Genomic DNA, 19,397 nt, shown 5'->3' with positions numbered 1-19,397 from the left:
CCCGGATGGGATGATCGGCGTCTGATGTCCGACGACGAGCGCACCCCCCTTCCCCTGGTCTTCGACGAGCCCGTCGGGCGGCGGAAGCCGCCGCGGCACCTGGCCGGCTGCACACCCGACGAGCGGGTCGAGTGGGTCAAGGAGCTCGGCCTGCCGGGCTTCCGGGCCAAGCAGCTCGCCACCCACTACTTCGCCCGGCTGACCGACGACCCAGCGGAGATGACCGACCTCCCGGCCGGCCAGCGCGACGAGCTGGTCGGCGCGCTGCTGCCGACGCTGATGACGCCGCTGCGCACCATGGAGGCCGACCGCGGCACCACCCGCAAGACGCTCTGGAAGCTCTTCGACGGCGCGCTCGTCGAGTCGGTCCTGATGCGCTACCCCGATCGGGCCACCGTCTGCGTGTCCAGCCAGGCCGGCTGCGGCATGGCCTGCCCGTTCTGCGCCACCGGGCAGGGCGGGCTGCAGCGGAACATGTCGACCGGGGAGATCGTCGAGCAGGTCGTGGCCGCTGCGCGGTCGCTGGCCCGCGGCGAGGTGCCGGGCGGTCCGGGCCGGGTCTCGAACGTCGTCTTCATGGGCATGGGCGAGCCGATGGCCAACTACCGCGCGGTGATCGGCGCCGTACGACGGCTCACCGACCCGCAGCCCGACGGCCTGGGGATGAGCGCCCGCGGCGTCACCGTCTCCACGGTCGGCCTCGTGCCCCGGATGCTCCAGCTGGCCGAGGAGGGCATCCCGGTCACGCTCGCGCTCAGCCTGCACGCCCCCGACGACGAGCTGCGCAACGAGCTGGTCCCGATCAACACGCGCTTCTCGGTCGCCGAGACCGTCGACGCCGCGTGGAACTACGCCCGGGTCACCAAGCGTCGCGTCTCGATCGAGTACGCCATGATGCGCGGCATCAACGACCAGGCCTGGCGCGCCGACCTGCTCGCCGACGTCCTGCTCGCGCGCGGCGACTGGGGCTGGGTCCACGTGAACCTGATCCCTCTCAACCCGACCCCCGGCTCGAAGTGGACGGCGTCCGAGCCGGCCGACGAGCGCGAGTTCGTGCGCCGGCTGGAGGCGAAGGGCATCCCGACGACGGTCCGCGACACCCGCGGCCGCGAGATCGACGGGGCCTGCGGACAGCTCGCCGCGACCGAGGCCTGAGCGGTTTCCCCACCAGCCGCGCCGGGAACGCTCGCCGCATGACGACGGACCGCCCACCCTTCCCGCCCGTGGTGTACGCACCCACGCTGGCGCCGGGCGAGGGCGACGAGACGCGGCTGGCGGTGCACCGCACGGACGATGGTCGGGTCGCGCTGTTCGTGTACTCCGCGCTCGACCGGCTCGTCGAGTACTACCGCTCCGACTCGCCCTGGGTACTGCTGACGGTCCCGGACCTGCAGCGCGCGTACGACGCCGCGCCGTACGACCTGATCTTCCTCGACCAGCGTCCTGCCCGCGTGGAGGCGTCGTGACCATCGACCTGACGTGGGCGACCGCCGAGTCGATCGCGACCAGCCTCGACCACGCCCGGACGGACCTGGACGGTACGGCGGGGTCGGCACCTGCCGGCGTCGACGCCGGTGAGGCGACCGCGATGGTCGAGGCGCTCCTGGCCCGGGTCAGCGAGAGCGCCGCCGGTCTCAGCGAGGGGCTGGCCGCGGCGAGCGGCAAGGTGCGGATGTCGGCGACGTCGTTCCTCGACGTCGACCTCGGCGTCCAGCAGGGCTTCCTGACGGGAGAGCCGTGATGCCGGTCGATACCGAGATCAAGGGCTCGCCCGGCTCCATCGAGGCCGCGGCCGACTGGCTGCGCAGCTCCCTGGGCAAGGCCGTCTCGTCCAGCGCCGACGCGCTCGCGGCCGCGCGGTCGACCGCGGCGTCGGACTGGCAGGGCCAGACCGGCAGCACGTTCGCGGGCACGATGGGCACCGCGGTCGGTCGCGCCGACGCGCTCGCCTCTGCCGCCTCCGGGGTCGCCGGCGCCCTGGACGCCTTCGCCACGAAGCTGGCCAACCTCCAGAACCGGATGGCCGACATCAGGGGAACGGCGCAGGGCGCCGGCCTGGTCGTCACGGCGTACCTCATCCAGGAGCCCGGCGCCGGCCCCGCCGACCCGGGACCGCCGCCGACCGGCCCGATCTCGCCGGAGGCGGCGAACGCCTACAACGCCGCGGTGGACGCCTGGAACGAGCAGCAGGACAAGATCCGCGCCTACAACAAGGCCGCGGCCGACGCCGCCGAGACGCGCTCGGAGCTGACGGCCGCCACGCAGGGCCTGCAGGACGAGTACCGCGGGCTCGAGGGACCGGACTGGGTGCTCAATGCGGCCGACATCGCGGGCGGCTTCGCGGGCGGGGTCATGGAGTTCAACGCCTCCCGCCCTGCGCGGCACCTCGCGGTACTTCGGCGATCTCGCCGCCGAGAACCTCTCCCGGCTCCGGGCCGACCCCGGTGACCTGAGCCGGCTGTACGACGACCTGGACCACTGGGGCCAGACCGCGAGGAACGCCGACGAGATGGCCGCGGGCGCCGACGACCTGGCGAAGGCCGGCAAGTCGATCCCGCTCAAGGGCAGCGGTGCGCTGGCGATCGCCGGCATCGGCCTCGACATCGCCGGTGGCGAGGACCCCGTCCAGGCGACGGCGTCCGGCGCCGGCGGCTTCCTCGCCTCGGTCGGCGCCGGCGCCGCGACCGGTGCGGTCGTGGGCAGCTTCGTCCCGGTGCCCGGCGTCGGTACGGCGGCCGGGGCGGTCGTCGGTGCCGGCGTCGGCATCTTCACCTCCGGCGCGATCGACTCGCTGTTCGAGAACGGTCCGGACGTCGGCGCGGCGGTCGACTCCGGTGTCGACGCGCTCGAGGACACCGGCGGCGCGATCGCGGACGGCGCGGGCGCCGTGGTCGACGGCATCGGAGGGCTGTTCGGCTGATGAGCGACGCACGCAACGGCCGCAACCTGGTCTACGCCCTCGGCTACATCCTCCTGGCCCTGCTCGGGGCAGCCGTGGTCGGGTACGCCAGGGACCGCACGCTCGGGCTCGTCGGCGGCACTCTGCTGCTCCTGGTCGCCGCGGGTGGATTCGCGCTCGTCGGCTTCGACAGCTGGTACGTCCGCCACCGGCCCGGCCTCACGACGGCCGAGGCGCCGTCCGGCGCGTCCGCCACGGCGTTCCTGCGCTCGCCGGTGCCGTTCGTCCTGTCGGTGGTCGTGCCCGTGCTGCTCGCCCTCTGGGCGCTGGCCGGCAGCCTGGTCGCCGACCAGATCGCGACCCGGGTCGTGCTGCTGGTGATCGCGATCGGGTTCGCCACGCCGCTGGTCGCCGCCGTGCGCGGCCGGGTGGCGCCGGGCGGGCTCTACCTCACGCCGAGCGGCATCGAGCAGCGCAAGGAGGCCGTCAGCTGGTCGGTCCCGTGGGAGCACGTCTCCGGTGTCGTGCCGGGCGAGCCGCTGGCGCTGACGCTGAGCGGCCCGCCGCCGCAGCCCGTTGTCCGCACCCGGTGGCTGTGGCGTCGGGAGCCGAGCGCCCCCGCCGGCGTCCTCGCGGTCGACAGCCGCTACCTGGCCGAGCCCCCGGTCGTCGTCGCCGAGCTGGTCGCCCGGTGCCTGGTCGACCCCGGCGTGCGAGCGCGGATGGGCACGCCCGAGGTGGTCGCGGAGATCCGGCGCAGCTAGCACGAGACGTTCACCGCGGCGCCACGTCGATCCGCCGTCCGGCCAGCACCGCTTCCTGGCGTCGGCGCCGTGGACGAGCTTCCCTGCGGGACGCTACGTCGGGCGCCGCGCCGCCTCGCTCAGCGCAGGAACCTCGGCGTCCGCACCACCAGCTCGACGTTGCGCGCCGTGCGCGCGCCCCGGCGGTCGCGGTTGCGCTCCTGCCAGTCGTTCGCGGCGAGCTCGCGGGACAGCGCCGCGAGCTGGATCGGCTCGTCGAGCTGGTCCGGCGACCACGCGGTGGGCGCGGCGTGGTCGAGCATCGTGCAGAAGATCGAGAGCGTGTCGTCCTTGTTGTCCGCGATCTCCACGACCCGGCCCTGCTGCGGCCAGTCGATGTGGGAGGCGGTGTTGACCTCCCAGAAGCCGTTGACGACCTGCCCCTTCCGCTTGCGGACGTGCGCCTTGATGTTGTTCGTGTGGGTGTGGCCGTTGATCCAGGCGATCACGTTGTCGTGCTTCAGCAGCTCCGCGACCAGTGCCGTGCCGAGGACCCGCGGGCCGGGGTCGACGTCGCCCTCCAGGGTGTTGACCATGCTCCACGACGGGTGGTGGCTCGAGAAGACCAGCAGCTTGCGCTTCGACGACGCGATGACGTCCTTGATCCAGGCGAACTCGGACCTGCTCAGCGAGCCGTCGTCACCGCCGTTCGCGTTCACGGTGTCCATCACGACGAAGCGGACCAGGCCCTTGTCGAAGGTGTAGTACGCCGTGCCGTCGGCGCGGTTGTCCTCGGTGTAGCCGTGGCCGACGGGGAAGCCGGTCGTCGTGAAGTGTTCGTCGACGATCTCGGCGGTGCTCAGCTCGCGGCGGTTGGGGTCGGCGGTGACGGTGAGCTTCTTGGTGCTGAGCGTCTTCTGGTTCCCGGTCGCCCGCGACTGGCTGGAGTCGTCCGGATGGTTGTTGCCCTGGACGAGCTTGTCGTGGTTGCCGATCACGCTGTACCACGGCATGTCGAGCCCGGTGGCGTCGAACGGCGCCCGGGCCTTGGTGAGCAGCCCCGGGATGGTCGGGTAGCCGTACTTGGTGCGCGGGTCGTCGTCGACCAGCCCCGCCGGCGTGCCCTCGGGATGCCAGAACATCACGTCGTACAGCGCCGGGTCGGTCTCCGCGACGCTCTCCGTCCTGGTGTGGTCGCCGGAGTCCGGGGTGATGGCGCCGCCGTCGAGGATGTCGATGTTCCAGCGGACCTCGTTGTACTGCGCGTTGTCGGCGTTGTCGCCGGTCTGCAGCGTGAACGCGATCGGCTTGCCGGTGGCCGGACCGTTCTTCACGGCGTTGATGCCCTGGACCATCGACTCCGCGACGTGCAGGGTGAGGAACTCCTGCGGGCGGTACGCCGAGCTGCTGAACGACTCGGCGTTCTCGACCCGCATCGGGGACTCGGAGTCGACGAGGTGGACGTCGCTGACCTGGGCGAACGCGACCAGCGGCTTGCGACGCTTCGCGCGGCCCCGCTTCGGCTTGGTGCCGAGGTCGGAGCGCACCAGCCACGACTCACCCGCGGCGGTGACGACCGGGCCGTACCCGCCGGCACCCGGCGTACCTCGGACGAGCACCGCCTGGCGCGTGGTCAGGGCGCCGCCGTCCACGCGTCCGACCGGGTGGACGGTGCCGGCGACGGCAGCGGCGGAGAGCCCGCCGACGCCGCTCAGGACGGTGGCGCTGCCGGCTACGGCGGCGGAGGAGCGGAGGAGGTCGCGACGAGAGATCTGCACCGCGTCAATCTAGGGTTCGCCGCGCGTTCACGTCCCCGGAATGAGCAGGTTCACGGCCTCGGCGGGGGAGTCGACGAGGTGGACCCGGCCCTCCATCGGCCGGCCGCGCGCGAGCCGCTCGAGGAGCGGCCACGCCGGGAGTTCCTCGGTCCAGTACGCCGCGCCGACCAGCACCATCGGCGCCACCGTCGCCGCGTCGGCGTAGTAGTTCTCGCAGGCATCCTGGAACACCTCCTGCACGGTGCCGCCCACGCCGGGGAGGAACACGATCCCGGCGTCGCAGACCTGGAGCAGGATCGCCTCGCGCGTGGAGTTCCTGAAGTACTTCGCGATCGCCGACGCGAAGGCGTTCGGCGGCTCGTGGCCGTAGTGCCAGGTGGGGATGCCGAGCGTGTCGACCTCGCTCGGGAACCGCTCCCGCACGTCGAACGCCCGACGTACCCATGCGTCGACCGACGGGCGGTACGACGGCACCTCGGCCAGCATCGCCAGAGCCGCGTCCAGGTCGTCGGGACGGTCGCTGAACTGCGCGCCGAGGTTGGCCGCCTCCATCGCGCCCGGGCCGCCCCCGGTCGCGACGACCAGGCCCCGGCCCAGCCCGGCGCCGAGGCGGGCGGCGTCGGCGTACGCCGGTTGGTCGCGCTCGGGCCGGTGCCCGCCCATCACGCCGACCAGCCGGCGACCGGACACCCAGTCCTCGAGCGCGACGTCGATCGCGTGGTCGTGCAGCGCCCTGGCCAGCGCCGCGTCGCGCGTGAACGGCGACCCCGACCAGGCGTGGGCGCGGGCGTCCAGCGAGTCGGCGTACCGCTCGGTGTCGTAGAGCTCGCGCGCTGTGTAGAGCGCCTCGCGCGTGGTGTCGACCGGGATCTCCGGGTGGTCGGCGAACCACTGCTCCACCCCGAGCTCGGTCGTCGACGGCACGGCGCGTGGCTTCACGCCGCGACAGTAGTCTGACGGCGCCGGTGGCGACCTCCCACCCTTCCTCGGTCCCTGATGGCGACCGGATCCCAGCTGTCGTTGGTCGAGTAGCCGTCGCGAGGGACGAGCGGCGGCGTATCGAGACCCGGTGGGGCTCTCTCGTCGTTGGTCGAGTAGCCGTCGCGAGGGCCGAGCGGCGGCGTATCGAGACCCGGTGGGGCTCTCTCGTCGTTGGTCGAGTAGCCGTCGCGAGGGACGAGCGGCGGCGTATCGAGACCCGGTGGGGCAGGTCGGTCTCGATACGCCGGTCGCGAGCTCGTTCCTCGCTCGCGCGGCTACTCGACCTGGCTGCTGATTCCCAGCCCTCGCAGGCTCGGGCTGGGGCAGCTCAGAACGCGTGGGACATCAGGTCTCCGAAGAGGTCGTGCTCGTCGACCGCGAGTCCCCGCGCGCGGAACCACGAGCAGACGTTCGTGCAGTCGCGCAGCAGGAAGTCCATGCCCTCCGGGTTGCCGACCAGGTCCACCATCTGCGGCAGGTCGATCACGACCAGCTGCTCGCCGGCGGCGAGGATGTTGTACGGCGACAGGTCGCCGTGCACCAGTCCGTGTCGCGCCAGCTCGGAGAGGAAGTCGCGGACCTGGTCGAAGTACGAGGCCAGCAGGTCCTCGCCGGGCCGGGTCTGCGCCAGGCGGGGCGCCGTCTCGCCGTCCACGGTGATCCACTCCATGAGGAGCTCGGTGCCGTCGATCTGGACCGGGTAGGGGACCGCGAGACCGAGCCCGTGGCAGCGCACGAGCGCCTGCCACTCGGCCCACGCCCACTGCCCGGCGGCGACCGCCCGGCCGTGTGCGGACTTGCGGACCATCGCCCGGTTGTCGCGGCTGTTGCGGACCTTCCGGCCGGCCGTGTACGCCGCGGATCGGTGGAAGTCGCGGTGGTCCTCGCCGCGGTAGCGCTTGGCGACCATGACGACGGACTCACCGGGGGCGTCGCTGCCGGGGACCGCCCGCTCGAGCAGGAACGCGTCGGCCTCCTTGCCCGTCTTGAGGATGCCGAGCTCGGTGTCGACCGCGGCCTGCGAGGTCACCACCCAGTCGGGGCGGGGCTCCGGGCCGCGGCAGAGCGGCTCCACGCTGAGCCAGGTCGACCAGCGCTGGCCGTCGCCGACCTCGTCGTAGGTCTGGAACTCGAAGACGAAGGTGGGGTCGAGATCAGAGGTCTCGGAGAAGTCGTGGGACATCGGTGGTGGTGCTCCAGGTGTGGGAGAGGAGGCGGTCTGCGGACAGGCCAGCAACAGTCGTGGACATGTCGCGCCTCCTCTCGTGGAGCACCCGGCCGGTCCGGACGCTGGTGCGATCCTTCCGGCCCGGCCCGGGACGGGCAACCGAATTACGCCGCTACGCCGCGACACCGCCGGTCGCGACGGTCGGGATGGCCAGCTCGACGACCCGGTCCCACGCGTCGTCCACGTGGACGACGCTGCGGCCCATCCGGTGCAGCAGGCTGGCGGCGATGCCCGCGCGGTAGCCCGACCGGCAGTGGACCCAGAGCTCGCCGGACGGCAGGTCCCGGCCGCGGACGTCGACGTCCTGCACCGGGACGTGCAGCGCGCCGGGCAGGTGCCCGGCGTCGAACTCGTGCTGCTGCCGCACGTCGACGACGACCTTCGGTCCGGCCGCCTCGAGGTACTCCTGCCACCCGGCGCGGCGGTACGTCGCGGTGAGCGCCGACCCGGTGTCCAGCACGTGCGTGTCGGGCCCGTCGATGCCGATCGCCGCCAGGTCGGTCAGCGCCCGCTCGATCTCCTCGGGCCGGTCGCACAGCAGCACCAGGTCGTCGTGCCACGGCACCAGCCAGCCGACGTACGTCGCGAACTGGGTGCCGTACTCCACGCTGACCGTCCCCGGCAGGTGTCCCCGGGCGAAGGCATCGCGGGACCGCAGGTCGATGACCCACACCCCGGCGAGCACGGCGTCGGTGACCTGCTCGGCCGTCACGGGACGGGCCGGCCGGGGGAGACCGGCGCCGGCGGCGGCCCGGTTCAAGGGGGCCATGTGACCGTAGTACGACGGGACCGGTCCGAACCCGGCGACCAGCTCGGCGACGAACCGCTCGCGGTTGGTGGTCAGCGCCGGGTTGGTGCGCAGTTGGTCGCCGACGGTCCGGCCGCCGTCCGTGGCCGGTGCGGCCGCGCAGAAGCTGCCGAAGCCGTGGGTGGGGTGCAAGGTCGTGGCCGGGTCGAGCGCACCGAGCAACCTCGCGCTGGCCCACTGCTGACGCGCGAGGTCGTGGGTGAGCCGGTCGTCGACCAGGTCCGTCCGGCCGACGGTGCCGCGCAGCAGGCTGCCGCCGCTGAAGAGCGCCGCCGGATCGGTCGGCTCGTCGTGGTGGCGGACCAGGAAGGCCTGGTGGTGACGGGTGTGGCCGGGCGTCGCCACGACGGTCACGTCGAGCCGCCCGACGGGGACCACGTCGCCGTCGCGGACCCCGACCCGCTCGAAGCGGACCGGCTCGTCGGCGGCGAGGAGGTAGTCGGCGCCGTGCCGCCGGGCCAGCGCGAGCGCCCCCGACAGGTAGTCGTTGTGCACGTGGGAGTCGGCCACCGCCGCGATCTCGACGCCGGCCGCCTCGGCGGCGCGCTCGACCACCGTGACGTCCCGGGGCGGGTCGACGACCAGGGCGCGCACCCCGTCGTGGACGAGGTGGGAGCGGTTGCCGAGCTCCGGGATCTCCAGCGTGACGACCTGCATCGGCGTACTCCTTCTTCTTAAAGTCGAGTGACTTACTAAAGTTATAGCATGCCGAGGTGACCCGACGCCGCGTGCTCGCACTCACTGTCGCCGCCGGTCTGGCGGTCTCCTCGCTGGCCGGCTCGCCGGCGTCGTACGCCGCCGCGCCGCACGGCGCCCCGGGGATCGGTGACCCGTACTTCCCGCTGGACGGGAACGGCGGGATCGACGTGCAGTCCTACGACATCCACGACCGCTACCGCTTCGCCTCCGGGCGGCTCTCCGGGTGGACGGCCCTGCGGTTGACCGCGACCGAGGCACTGTCCGGGTTCGACCTCGACTTCCTGCTGCCGGTGTCGCGGGTGGAGGTCGACGGGCACCGCGCCCCGTTCGACCAGACCCACCACGAGCTGTCGATCGACGCTCCGCTCGCGGACGGCGAGTCCGCGCGGGTCGTCGTGCGCTACGCCGGCGCGCCCGGCCACTACTCCTACGCGGGCGAGAGCAACTGGCTCGCCGACCGGCACGAGGTCGTCGCGATGAACCAGCCGCACATGGCGCCCTGGTGGTTCCCCGCCAACGACCACCCGCTCGACAGGTCGACGGTGCGGATGTCGATCACGGTGCCGAAGCAGAAGCAGGTCGTCGGGAACGGCCGCCAGGTCGGACGCACCGTGCGGCGCGGCCTCGCCACCACGACGTGGGAGGCGGGCGAGCCGATGGTGCCCTACCTCGCGTTCTTCGCGGCCGGCTCCTACGAGATCGCCAGGGGCCACGCGGGCGGACGGCCCTGGTACGTCGCGGTCTCGAAGGGCCTGGGCACCACGTCGCGGCAGGTGGCCATGGGGCTGATGAAGCAGACCCCGACGCTGCTGCACTGGCTCGAGGGCGTCATCGGCGACTACCCGTTCGCCGAGGCCGGGGGGCTGACCACCGCGCTGCCCGTCGGCTTCGCGCTGGAGAACCAGACCCGCCCGACGTACCCCTTCATGGGCGACAGCCCCGGCGCCGTGCGGACCGTGGTGCACGAGCTCGCGCACCAGTGGTTCGGCGACTCGGTCGCGGTCCGGGGCTGGACGGACATCTGGCTCAACGAGGGCTGGGCGACCTACTTCGAGAACTTCTACACCGAGACGCACGGCGGTCCGACGACCGATGAGCTGATGCGCGACGAGTACGGCGACATCCCTGCCGGCGACGCGTTCTGGAACCACGAGGTCGCGGACCCGTGCCCGGACCACGAGGACTGCGTGGGGCCGATCTTCGCGTCGTTCGTGTACGACCGCGGCGGGATGGCGCTTGCCGCGCTGCGCAACCGGATCGGCGACCAGCACTTCTCCGAGCTGATCCACCAGTGGGTCACCGACCACCAGGGCGGCAACGGCGACACGACCGAGTTCGAGACGCTTGCGGAGTCGGTCAGCGGCGCGGACCTGACCGGCTTCTTCGACGCCTGGCTGCACTCGGACTCGAAGCCGGCGGACACCGCGGCCAACGGCCTCGGCTGACGGCTAACCGAGGAGCGGCGAGACGACCTTGGCGGCCAGGCTGGGGAGGCGGGTCACCGACTCCTCGGCGTCGGCGAGCGTCATCGCGCGCAGCCCGGCGTTGATGCCCAGCCAGCGCAGCGGCTCACGCTCCCAGGCGCGGGACCGGTGCCCCACCCAGGGCAGCCGGGCGAGCTCGGTGTCGCGCTCGAGGACCAGGTCCCGCAGCGTGCGGCCGGCGAGGTTCGTGGTGCTCACCCCGTCCCCGACGTACCCGCCGGCCCAGCCGACGCCGGTCTCGCGGTCCAGGCCGACCGAGGCGCACCAGTCGCGGGGGATGCCGAGCGCGCCGCCCCACGCGTGCGTGACACGGGTGCCCTCGAGCACCGGGAACAGGTCGATGAGGGTGGCGTAGAGCCGCGCGAACACCTTCTGGTCCTGGTCGAACTCCGGCTTGGTGCGCGATCCGAAGTGGTACGGCGCGCCCCGGCCGCCGAACACCAGCCGGTCGTCGGCCGTGCGCTGCCCGTAGACGATCAGGTGCCGGTGGTCGCTGAACGTCTCGCGCCGCGCGAGCCCGATCTCGTCCCAGGTCGACGCGGAGAGCGGCTCGGTCGCGATCACCAGCGAGTAGACCGGGATCATCGCGCGCTCGTGCCCGGCCAGCGTCGCCGTGTAGCCCTCGGTCGCCCGGATCACCGTGCGCGCCCGGACGTCGCCGTCGGCAGTGTGCGCCCGGCCCGGCGCGATGGCGTGCACCCGCGTGCGCTCGTGGATGGTGACCCCGCGGCGCTCGACCGCGTCGGCCAGCCCCCGCACGAGCTTGGCCGGATGGATCGCGGCGCAGTCGGGGGTGTACGTCGCCCCGACCGTGCGGGTGCCGCGCAGCACGGCCTGCGCCTCGGCCTTGCCGAGCAACCGTAGGTCGTCCTCGTCGCGGTCCCATGTGCGGGCCTCGGCGACCTCCCGACGTGCCCGGCGCAGCTGGGCGCGACTGCGGGCGAGCACGATGGTGCCGCCCTTGGCGAGATCCGCGTCGATGCCCTCGGCAGCCGCCGCGCGAGCGACCTCGTCGACGGTCTCGCGCATCGCCCGGTGCTGCGCGAGTGCGCCGTCGCGGTCCGACATCCCTGCCAGCGTCGACAGCGACGCGGGGAAGAGGGCCGAGCACCAGCCGCCGTTGCGGCCGGACGCGCCGTACCCCGCGGTCTCGGCCTCGAGCACGACGATCCGCAGGGACGGGTCCGCCTCGGCGAGGTAGTACGCCGTCCACAGGCCGGTCAAACCGGCTCCCACGATCGCCACGTCGGCGTCCGTGTCCCCACGCAGGCCGGCCCGGGGCGACCAGTCCGTGATGACCGTGTCGTGCCACAGCGAGAGGCGCTCCCAGTGCGGGTCCTTCTCCGTCAGGTTCAGCGGACACCCCACGAGTAGGTCTGCTTGCGCAGTCGCAGGTACATGAAGGTCTCGGTCGCGGCGACCCCCTCGATCGCGCGGATCCGCTCCGAGATCAGCTCGAGCAGGTGCTCGTCGCTCTCGCAGACGACCTCGACGAGGAGGTCGTAGGAGCCCGCGGTCACCACGACGTAGTCCACCTCGTTCAGCTCGGCGATCTTGTCGGCGATCGGCTCGAGGGCGCCCGTGACCCGGATGCCGACCATCGCCTGGCGGGCGAACCCGAGCTCCAGAGGGTCGGTCACCGCGACCACCTGCATCACGCCGCTCTCGATCAGCCGCTGGACCCGCTGGCGGACCGCGGCCTCGGAGAGCCCGACCACCTTGCCGATCGCGGCGTACGAACGGCGCCCGTCCTGCTGGAGCTGCTCGATGATCGCCTTGGACACGTCGTCGAGCTGCGTCGCGGGACGTCCGGGCTTCCTGGTCATGGGCGTGATGGTTCCCCATCGGCGCAGGCGGGTCAAAGGTCTTCGCGGCGTGTGGACAAGCGATTTCGTTGCGAGCGTGTTTCGGATCGACGGTTTCGCTTGTCGCGAGGGCGTCCACGTGACACGATCCGAGGGATCCAGCTGCCTTCGCGATAGGAGCCGCATGACCGGACTGACCCGCAGGGGACTGCTCCACGGAGGCGGCGCCGTTGCCTTCGCCGGCGTCAGTCTGGCGGCGCTCAAGCTCCCGCTCTTCGGCGTCTCCGGTGCCAAGCAGGTCCCGGCAGACTGCCGGGCGACCGACCTCTCGGACACCGAGAAGAAGGTCATCGTCTCGAACTGGCCGGCGTACATCGACCCGCGCAAGAAGTCGACGTCGACCGCGTCGGTGTTCACCGAGCGCACCGGCATCGAGGTCGACTACACCGACGACATCAACGACAACGCGGAGTTCTTCGCGAAGGTGAAGAACCAGCTCGGGTCCTGCCAGACCATCAACCGGGACATGATCATCATGACCGACTGGATGGCGGCCCGGATGATCGGGCTGGGCTGGATCCAGCCCCTGGATGCGGACAAGATCCCGAACGTCCACCAGAACCTCATCGAGCCACTGCGCAACCGGCAGTGGGACAAGGACCTGAAGTTCCACGCACCGTGGCAGGCGGGCCTGACCGGCATCGCCTACAACGCCGCGAAGGTGCCGGAGGTCAAGAGCTTCGAGGAGCTGCTGACCCGCTCCGACCTCAAGGGCCGGATGACGCTGCTCTCGGAGATGCGCGACACGATGGCGTTCATGCTGCGCGTCGTCGGCGCCGATCCCGACAAGTTCACCGACGCGGAGTGGAGCAAGGCGATCGACCGGCTCCAGGAGGTCGTCGCGAGCGGCCAGGTCCGGTCGTTCACCGGCAACGAGTACATCCAGGACCTCGCGGCGGGGAACATCGTCGCCTGCGAGGCGTGGTCCGGCGACGTGATCCAGGCGCAGTTCGACAACCCCGACATCAAGTTCGTCACGCCCGAGGAGGGGCTCTCCCTCTGGGCGGACAACATGATGGTGCCGAACCTCGCGGAGCACCAGGCGAACGCCGAGGCCTGGATGAACTACTACTACGAGCCCGAGGTCGCGGCGAAGCTCGCCGCCTGGGTCAACTACATCTGCCCGGTCGAGGGGGCGAAGCAGGAGATGGAGAAGATCGATCCCTCCCTCGTCGACAACAAGCTGATCTTCCCGGACAACGAGGACCTCGTGGACGCGTTCGACTTCATGCCCCTGACCGACCAGCAGTCCCAGCAGTACGAAGGAGACTTCAACGATGTCATCGTCGGCTGACGTGGCGCAGGAGCGGAGGGCGCCGGCGCGCGCGTCCTTCGACGGACTGCGGCTGGAGAACCTCACCAAGTCGTTCGGCGCCTTCACGGCGGTCGACGACCTCGACCTCGACGTACCCCGGGGCTCGTTCTTCGCCCTCCTCGGCCCGTCGGGGTGCGGCAAGACGACGACCCTGCGGATGGTCGCCGGCCTGGAGACGCCCACCTCGGGCGGGATCACGCTGGCCGGCCAGGACATCACCTACGCGAAGCCCTACAAGCGCCCGGTGAACACCGTCTTCCAGAACTACGCGCTCTTCCCGCACCTCGACATCTACGAGAACGTCGCCTTCGGCCTCAAGCGGCGCAAGGCCGGGAACGTCGACGCGCAGGTCAAGGAGATGCTGTCCCTGGTCGAGCTCGACAGCCAGACGCGCAAGCGGCCGGCACAGCTCTCGGGCGGCCAGCAGCAGCGGGTCGCGCTGGCCCGGGCGCTGATCAACAAGCCCGAGGTGCTGCTGCTCGACGAGCCGCTCGGCGCACTCGACCTCAAGCTCCGGCGCAACATGCAGATCGAGCTCAAGCGGATCCAGACCGAGGTCGGCCTCACGTTCATCCACGTGACCCACGACCAGGAGGAGGCCATGACCATGGCCGACACGGTCGCGGTCATGAACGCCGGCGTCATCGAGCAGATGGGTGCTCCCGAGGAGCTGTACGAGAACCCGCGCACGACGTTCGTCGCGAACTTCCTGGGCCAGTCGAACCTCATCGAGGGCACCATCAAGGGCCGCTCGGGAGACCTGGTCACCGTCGACATGCACGGGATCGACGTGTCGGTCCCGGCGGCCCGCTCGCACGCCGACGGCGACAAGGGCTGGATCGGCATCCGCCCGGAGAAGGTGCTGATCGGCGACCCGGGCGAGCAGCTCGATGCGCCCGGCAACTCGGTGCCGGGGGGTGTGGTGAGCGACGTCAGCTTCGTCGGGGTCAGCACCCAGTACCTCGTCCGGATGCCGTGGGGCCAGGAGCTCCAGGTCTTTGCGCAGAACACCGGCCACCGGCGGATCTATCGCTCCGGCGAGCAGGTCGACCTGTCCTGGCGGCCGGACTACGCCTTCCTCCTCGATGCCAGCCAGGACGCCAGGGCCGGGGCCCAGGAAGGCACGGACTGATGGCCAGCACCGCCGGCACGGCGCCGGTGACGACCGCTCCCGCCTCCGACGACTCGAGTCGGCGCCGCGGCCTCACCGGCTACGTCCTGCTGGTGCCGGGAGTCGTCTGGCTCGCGCTGTTCTTCGTCATCCCGTTCTACTCGTTGGTCGCCACGAGCCTGTACGACCCGGGCGGGTCGGTGTTCAGCGGCTACGAGATGAGCTACCAGTTCTCCAACTACTGGCACGCGATCCAGGACTACTGGGAGCCGCTGCTCCGCTCGCTCTGGTACGCCGGGCTCGCGACGCTGATCTGCCTGGTCCTCGGCTACGTGCTGGCGTACGCGATCGCGTTCAAGGCCGGCCGTTGGAAGAACCTCATGCTGGTGCTGGTCATCGCGCCGTTCTTCACCAGCTTCCTGGTCCGCACGCTGTCGTGGAAGCTGATCCTGGCCGACGGTGGCCTCATCGTGAACTCGCTGCGGGCGGTGCACCTGCTGGGGCCTGACGGCCGGCTGCTCGCCACGCCGTTCGCCGTGATCTGCGGCATCGTCTACAACTTCCTGCCGTTCATGGTGCTGCCGCTGTTCGCCAGCATCGACAAGATCGACCACCGCCTGATCGAGGCGTCGAGCGATCTCTACGCGAACCCGTTCGTCGGCTTCTGGAAGGTGACCTGGCCGCTGTCGCTGCCCGGTGTCGTCTCCGGCACGCTGCTGACGTTCATCCCGGCGGCCGGCGACTACATCAACGCCCAGCTGCTCGGCAGCCCGAACCAGCGGATGGTCGGCAACGTGATCCAGAACCTCTTCACGCAGGCCAACGACTACCCGGCGGCCGGTGCCCTGTCGATGATCCTGATGATCCTGATCGTCGCGATGGTGCTGTTCTACGTGCGCCGGGCCGGCACGGAGGAGCTCCTCTGATGCGGTGGCTGCGCGATCACCTGGTGCTGATCCTCGGGATCCTGATCCTGCTCTACACGTTCGTCCCGATCTTCGTGGTCGTCCTGATGAGCTTCAACGACCCGAGCAGCAAGCTCATCTACCGCTTCGACGGCTTCACCCTGCACAACTGGCTGAACCCGTGCGAGCCGGAGGGCATGTGCCACGCGCTGGGGACGAGCATCCAGATCAGCCTGCTGGCGACCATCGGCTCGACGATCCTCGGCACGCTGATGGCCTTCGCCCTGGTCCGGCACGACTTCCTCGGCAGGTCTTCGATGAACCTGCTGATCTTCCTGCCGATGGCGACACCCGAGATCGTGATGGGCTCCTCTCTGCTGGCGCTGTTCGTCGCGGCGGGCTTCGCCGGCCAGCTGGGCTTCTGGACGATCCTCATCGCGCACGTCATGTTCTGCCTGTCGTTCGTCGTCGTCACGGTGCGCGCCCGCCTGGCGGGCATGGACGACAACCTCGAGCAGGCGGCGATGGACCTCTACGCGACACCGCGGCAGACGTTCTGGCGGATCACGTTCCCGTTGGTCTTCCCGGGCATCCTGGGCGCGGCGCTGCTGTCGTTCTCGCTGTCCTTCGACGACTTCATCGTCACGAACCTCAACGCCGGCAACACCACGACGTTCCCCATGTACGTCTGGGGTGTCGCCCAGCGCGGCATCCCGATGCAGGTCAACGTCATCGGCACGCTGATGTTCATGGTCTCGGTGCTGATCGTGGTCGGCAGCGAGGTCAACTCCCGCCGCCGGACCGCCAAGCTCGCCACCCGTTAGCCGAGTCGGCGCTGTCTCAGTCTCGAGCGATGCCGAGTCGGCGCAGTCTCAGTCTCGATCGATGCCGAGTCGGCGCAGTCTCAGCTGAGACTGCGCCGACTCGGCGAGGCGTTTCAGTCGCAGGTCGGCGTCCTGGTGGTGACCGAAGACGTGCTCACGGCGGAACACCTCGATCTGCCAGCGCTCCACGTCGATCAGGTGCGCCCGCCGTACGGTGTCGTGCTCACGTTGCTCCGGGCTCGAGTGCCACGCCTCGCCGTCGTACTCCGCGCCGATGCCGAGCTCCTCGAGACCCATGTCGATGTAGTACAGGACTCGTTCGCCCACGACCACCGGGATCTGGGTGCGCGGAGCGGGCAGTCCGGCGTCGTACCAGCGAAGCCGCAGGGCTGACTCGCCGAACGACTGGGAGCCGGGGTCGGCGAGCGGTGCGAGCACGCGGAGGAGGACGACGCCGCGCCGCCGGTTGAACCGGGGCACCTCAGCGAGCAGCTCGTCGTGACCGAAGGCGCCGAGCCCGAGCATGCTGTCCATTCCGTGCAGCCTCAGGTCGCGCGTGGGCTGCAGGCGTCCGAGATCGAGCGCTGTTCGCAACGGCGTCGTGACGGTGAGGCCGTGGAGCTGCATCAGGTCGTGCGGCGCGATCTCGCGTTCGCCACTGTCGGTCAGGGAGTTGCGCAGGCGGCCACCATCGCTGGGGCGGAAGCAGCAGAGGGCTGGTACGGCGAGATGTTCGCCCGGCCCCAGCGCCCGGTCTCCGGCGTGAAGCCACGCCGCGGTCCGATCGCAGATGAAGCAGTCCGGTGGTACGACGAGGCGCACCACATCGCAGCGCATCGAGATGGTGTCGGGCACCGCCGCGTCGACGTACACCCCGGCCACCGGGCGCCGCAGGGCGCCGGTCCGCGTCAGGTACGACAGCGCCTGGTAGCTGAGGCCGGCCGAGCGGGCCGTCGCGGTCGTGAACGGCACACCCCGAGGGAGGCCGTCGAGGCGGTCCAGCCATCTCTTCGTCATGCATCTCGCCTGCCCCTCCCGGGGCACCCGTCACCACGGAGCGTCGTCGCCTGTGGATGACGGCTGAGACTGCGCCGACTCGGCGGGCGGCGGGACTGAGGCTGCGCCGACTCGGCGGGCGGCGGGACTGAGGCTGCGCCGACTCGGCGGGCGGGAGGACTGAGACTGCGCCGACTCGGCGGGCGGGAGGACTGAGACTGCGCCGACTCGGCGGGCGGGAGGACTGAGACTGCGCCGACTCGGCGGGCGGGCAGACTGAGACTGCGCCGACTCGGCCTAGAGGAGCGACCAGGCCTTGTCGAGGACGACGCGGAGGACCTGCTCCATCTCGTCGAAGTGCTGCTGGTCGCAGATCAACGGGGGAGAGAGCTGGATGACCGGATCGCCGCGGTCGTCGGCGCGGCAGTAGAGGCCCTCGGCGAACAGCTGCTTGGAGACGAAGCCGAACAGGATCCGCTCGCACTCCTCGTCGGTGAAGGTCTCGCGGGTCGCCTTGTCCTTGACGAGCTCGATCCCGTAGAAGTACCCGTCGCCACGGACGTCGCCGACGATCGGCAGGTCGCGCAGCCGCTCGAGGGTGGCGCGGAAGGCGTCCTCGTTGCTGCGGACGTGCTCGAGGATCTTCTCCTCCTCGAAGATGTCGAGGTTCTTCATCGCGACCGCGGTGGAGACCGGGTGGCCGCCGAAGGTGTAGCCGTGCGCGAACATCGCGCCGTCCTCGAGGAACGGCTCCATCAGCTCGTCGGAAGCGATCATCGCGCCGAGCGGGGCGTACCCCGAGGTGATGCCCTTGGCGCAGGTGATCATGTCCGGCTCGTAGCCGTAGCGCTCGGCGCCGAACATGTGGCCCAGCCGGCCGAAGGCGCAGATGACCTCGTCGGAGACCATCAGGACGTCGTACTCGTCGCAGATCTCGCGGACCCGCTGGAAGTAGCCGGGCGGGGGAGGGAAGCAGCCGCCGGCGTTCTGCACCGGCTCGAGGAAGACGGCGGCGACGGTGTCCGGGCCCTCGTTCTCGATCGCGACCGCGATCTGGTCGGCGGCCCAGCGCCCGAACGCCTCGGGGTCGTCGCCGAACAGCGGCGCCCGGTAGATGTTGGTGTTCGGCACGCGGAACGTCGAAGGCACCAGCGGCTCGAACTGCTGCTTCAACGGCGGCAGCCCGGTGATCGACAGCGCGCCCTGGGTGGTCCCGTGGTAGGCGATCGCCCGTGAGATCACCTTGTGCTTCATCGGCCTGCCGGTGAGCTTGAAGTAGTTCTTCGCGAGCTTCCAGGCGGTCTCGACGGACTCGCCGCCGCCGCTGCTGAAGAAGACGCGGTTCAGCGAGCCGGGCGCGTAGCCCGCGATCCGCTCGGCGAGCAGGATCGCGTTCGGGTGCGCGTAGGACCACAGCGGGTGGAACGCGAGCTCCTTGGCCTGCGCGGCGGCCGCCTCGGCGAGCTCGGTGCGGCCGTGGCCCAGCTGGGACACGAACAGCCCGCCCAGGCCGTCGAGGTAGCGCTTGCCCTGGGCGTCGTAGATGTAGGCGCCCTCACCGCGGACGATGATGGGCACGTCGGCGTTCTCGTACGACGAGTGCCGCGTGAAGTGCATCCACAGGTGGTCCTTCGCGGCGCGCTGGAGGTGCTCGTAGTCCGGGTGAGTGTCCGAGTGCATGCCTCCATGATGCTCGGTCGGCTACGCCAATTGCAAGTGAATCCGTCGCGTGAAGGGGTGATTTGCGCGGAATCCGTCGTG

The 19,397-nt window shown here is 70.9% G+C and carries 19 protein-coding genes; 11 read left to right on the top strand and 8 right to left on the bottom strand.

Annotation, left to right across the window (positions count from 1 at the left end; translation table 11 throughout):
* The first annotated feature begins 24 nt into the window (after positions 1-24).
* The 6 genes from rlmN to ACVW2K_RS19170 all read left to right on the top strand — a co-directional run bounded on the left by rlmN (position 25) and on the right by ACVW2K_RS19170 (position 3,663).
* Positions 25-1,155, top strand: a complete 1,131-nt coding sequence (rlmN, locus tag ACVW2K_RS19195) for a 23S rRNA (adenine(2503)-C(2))-methyltransferase RlmN (RefSeq protein WP_028636119.1) — start codon at positions 25-27, stop codon at positions 1,153-1,155.
* Positions 1,156-1,193: 38 nt separating this feature from the next.
* Entirely contained in the window at positions 1,194-1,466 is a 273-nt protein-coding gene (locus ACVW2K_RS19190; protein WP_036569284.1) for an SAV_915 family protein, read from the top strand.
* On the top strand, positions 1,463-1,741 hold the full coding sequence (locus ACVW2K_RS19185) for a hypothetical protein (RefSeq protein ID WP_036569282.1): 279 nt from the start codon (positions 1,463-1,465) through the stop codon (positions 1,739-1,741). Before ACVW2K_RS19190 ends, ACVW2K_RS19185 begins: the two co-directional genes overlap by 4 nt.
* Positions 1,741-2,448 carry a hypothetical protein gene (locus tag ACVW2K_RS19180; RefSeq protein ID WP_457203612.1) on the top strand — a complete coding sequence of 236 codons (708 nt, stop codon included), beginning with the start codon at positions 1,741-1,743 and terminating at the stop codon, positions 2,446-2,448. The genes ACVW2K_RS19185 and ACVW2K_RS19180 overlap by 1 nt, the downstream gene beginning before the upstream one ends.
* Before the next feature lie 61 nt (positions 2,449-2,509).
* Positions 2,510-2,920 (top strand): hypothetical protein, encoded by a 411-nt coding sequence (locus tag ACVW2K_RS19175; protein ID WP_457203611.1) that lies wholly within the window; start codon positions 2,510-2,512, stop codon positions 2,918-2,920.
* Positions 2,920-3,663 carry a hypothetical protein gene (locus ACVW2K_RS19170; protein ID WP_028636117.1) on the top strand — a complete coding sequence of 248 codons (744 nt, stop codon included), beginning with the start codon at positions 2,920-2,922 and terminating at the stop codon, positions 3,661-3,663. The genes ACVW2K_RS19175 and ACVW2K_RS19170 overlap by 1 nt, the downstream gene beginning before the upstream one ends.
* A 119-nt stretch (positions 3,664-3,782) precedes the next feature.
* Here ACVW2K_RS19170 and ACVW2K_RS19165 read toward each other — a convergent pair whose 3' ends face one another.
* From ACVW2K_RS19165 to ACVW2K_RS19150, 4 genes are all read right to left on the bottom strand, one after another.
* Positions 3,783-5,420: a TIGR03767 family metallophosphoesterase gene (locus ACVW2K_RS19165; protein ID WP_028636116.1), complete on the bottom strand. Its 1,638-nt coding sequence runs from the start codon at positions 5,418-5,420 to the stop codon at positions 3,783-3,785.
* Positions 5,421-5,447: 27 nt separating this feature from the next.
* Positions 5,448-6,359: an LOG family protein gene (locus tag ACVW2K_RS19160; RefSeq protein WP_457203610.1), complete on the bottom strand. Its 912-nt coding sequence runs from the start codon at positions 6,357-6,359 to the stop codon at positions 5,448-5,450.
* A gap of 370 nt (positions 6,360-6,729) precedes the next feature.
* Positions 6,730-7,584, bottom strand: a complete 855-nt coding sequence (locus ACVW2K_RS19155; protein ID WP_028636115.1) for a serine protein kinase RIO — start codon at positions 7,582-7,584, stop codon at positions 6,730-6,732.
* A gap of 157 nt (positions 7,585-7,741) precedes the next feature.
* Positions 7,742-9,094, bottom strand: a complete 1,353-nt coding sequence (locus tag ACVW2K_RS19150; protein WP_028636114.1) for a rhodanese-like domain-containing protein — start codon at positions 9,092-9,094, stop codon at positions 7,742-7,744.
* Between the two features lie 56 nt (positions 9,095-9,150).
* Between ACVW2K_RS19150 and ACVW2K_RS19145 the strand changes: the two genes are divergently transcribed.
* Positions 9,151-10,581 (top strand): M1 family metallopeptidase, encoded by a 1,431-nt coding sequence (locus ACVW2K_RS19145; RefSeq protein WP_457203609.1) that lies wholly within the window; start codon positions 9,151-9,153, stop codon positions 10,579-10,581.
* A gap of 3 nt (positions 10,582-10,584) precedes the next feature.
* Here the strand turns inward: ACVW2K_RS19145 and ACVW2K_RS19140 are convergent, their stop codons facing one another.
* Together ACVW2K_RS19140 and ACVW2K_RS19135 are read right to left on the bottom strand one after the other, a co-directional pair.
* The gene (locus tag ACVW2K_RS19140; protein ID WP_457203608.1) at positions 10,585-11,988 is read right to left on the bottom strand and encodes an NAD(P)/FAD-dependent oxidoreductase; all 1,404 of its coding nucleotides are present in this window, start codon (positions 11,986-11,988) and stop codon (positions 10,585-10,587) included.
* A complete protein-coding gene (locus ACVW2K_RS19135; RefSeq protein WP_028636112.1) occupies positions 11,973-12,446 on the bottom strand; it encodes an Lrp/AsnC family transcriptional regulator in 474 nt (157 codons plus the stop codon). Before ACVW2K_RS19135 ends, ACVW2K_RS19140 begins: the two co-directional genes overlap by 16 nt.
* 163 nt (positions 12,447-12,609) lie before the next feature.
* Between ACVW2K_RS19135 and ACVW2K_RS19130 the strand changes: the two genes are divergently transcribed.
* From ACVW2K_RS19130 to ACVW2K_RS19115, 4 genes are read left to right on the top strand one after another with little or no spacing between them, the layout of a single operon-like run.
* On the top strand, positions 12,610-13,779 hold the full coding sequence (locus ACVW2K_RS19130; RefSeq protein ID WP_457203607.1) for a polyamine ABC transporter substrate-binding protein: 1,170 nt from the start codon (positions 12,610-12,612) through the stop codon (positions 13,777-13,779).
* Positions 13,763-14,932: an ABC transporter ATP-binding protein gene (locus ACVW2K_RS19125; protein WP_081790251.1), complete on the top strand. Its 1,170-nt coding sequence runs from the start codon at positions 13,763-13,765 to the stop codon at positions 14,930-14,932. Before ACVW2K_RS19130 ends, ACVW2K_RS19125 begins: the two co-directional genes overlap by 17 nt.
* Complete coding sequence (locus ACVW2K_RS19120; RefSeq protein WP_457203606.1) at positions 14,932-15,837, top strand: ABC transporter permease; 906 nt, start codon at positions 14,932-14,934, stop codon at positions 15,835-15,837. The genes ACVW2K_RS19125 and ACVW2K_RS19120 overlap by 1 nt, the downstream gene beginning before the upstream one ends.
* Positions 15,837-16,640 carry an ABC transporter permease gene (locus tag ACVW2K_RS19115; protein ID WP_028636108.1) on the top strand — a complete coding sequence of 268 codons (804 nt, stop codon included), beginning with the start codon at positions 15,837-15,839 and terminating at the stop codon, positions 16,638-16,640. Before ACVW2K_RS19120 ends, ACVW2K_RS19115 begins: the two co-directional genes overlap by 1 nt.
* Before the next feature lie 48 nt (positions 16,641-16,688).
* On the opposite strand, the gene ACVW2K_RS19110 is transcribed toward ACVW2K_RS19115, so the two are convergent.
* Both ACVW2K_RS19110 and ACVW2K_RS19105 read right to left on the bottom strand, forming a co-directional pair.
* A complete protein-coding gene (locus tag ACVW2K_RS19110) occupies positions 16,689-17,657 on the bottom strand; it encodes a type IV toxin-antitoxin system AbiEi family antitoxin domain-containing protein (RefSeq protein WP_457203605.1) in 969 nt (322 codons plus the stop codon).
* A gap of 276 nt (positions 17,658-17,933) precedes the next feature.
* Positions 17,934-19,316 carry an aspartate aminotransferase family protein gene (locus tag ACVW2K_RS19105; RefSeq protein WP_457203604.1) on the bottom strand — a complete coding sequence of 461 codons (1,383 nt, stop codon included), beginning with the start codon at positions 19,314-19,316 and terminating at the stop codon, positions 17,934-17,936.
* Positions 19,317-19,397 lie beyond the last annotated feature (81 nt).

Source organism: Nocardioides sp. HB32 (genome assembly GCF_054058995.1).
The sequence above is the reverse complement of the archived record's forward strand: the minus strand, read 5'-3'. Positions and strand labels throughout refer to the sequence as shown.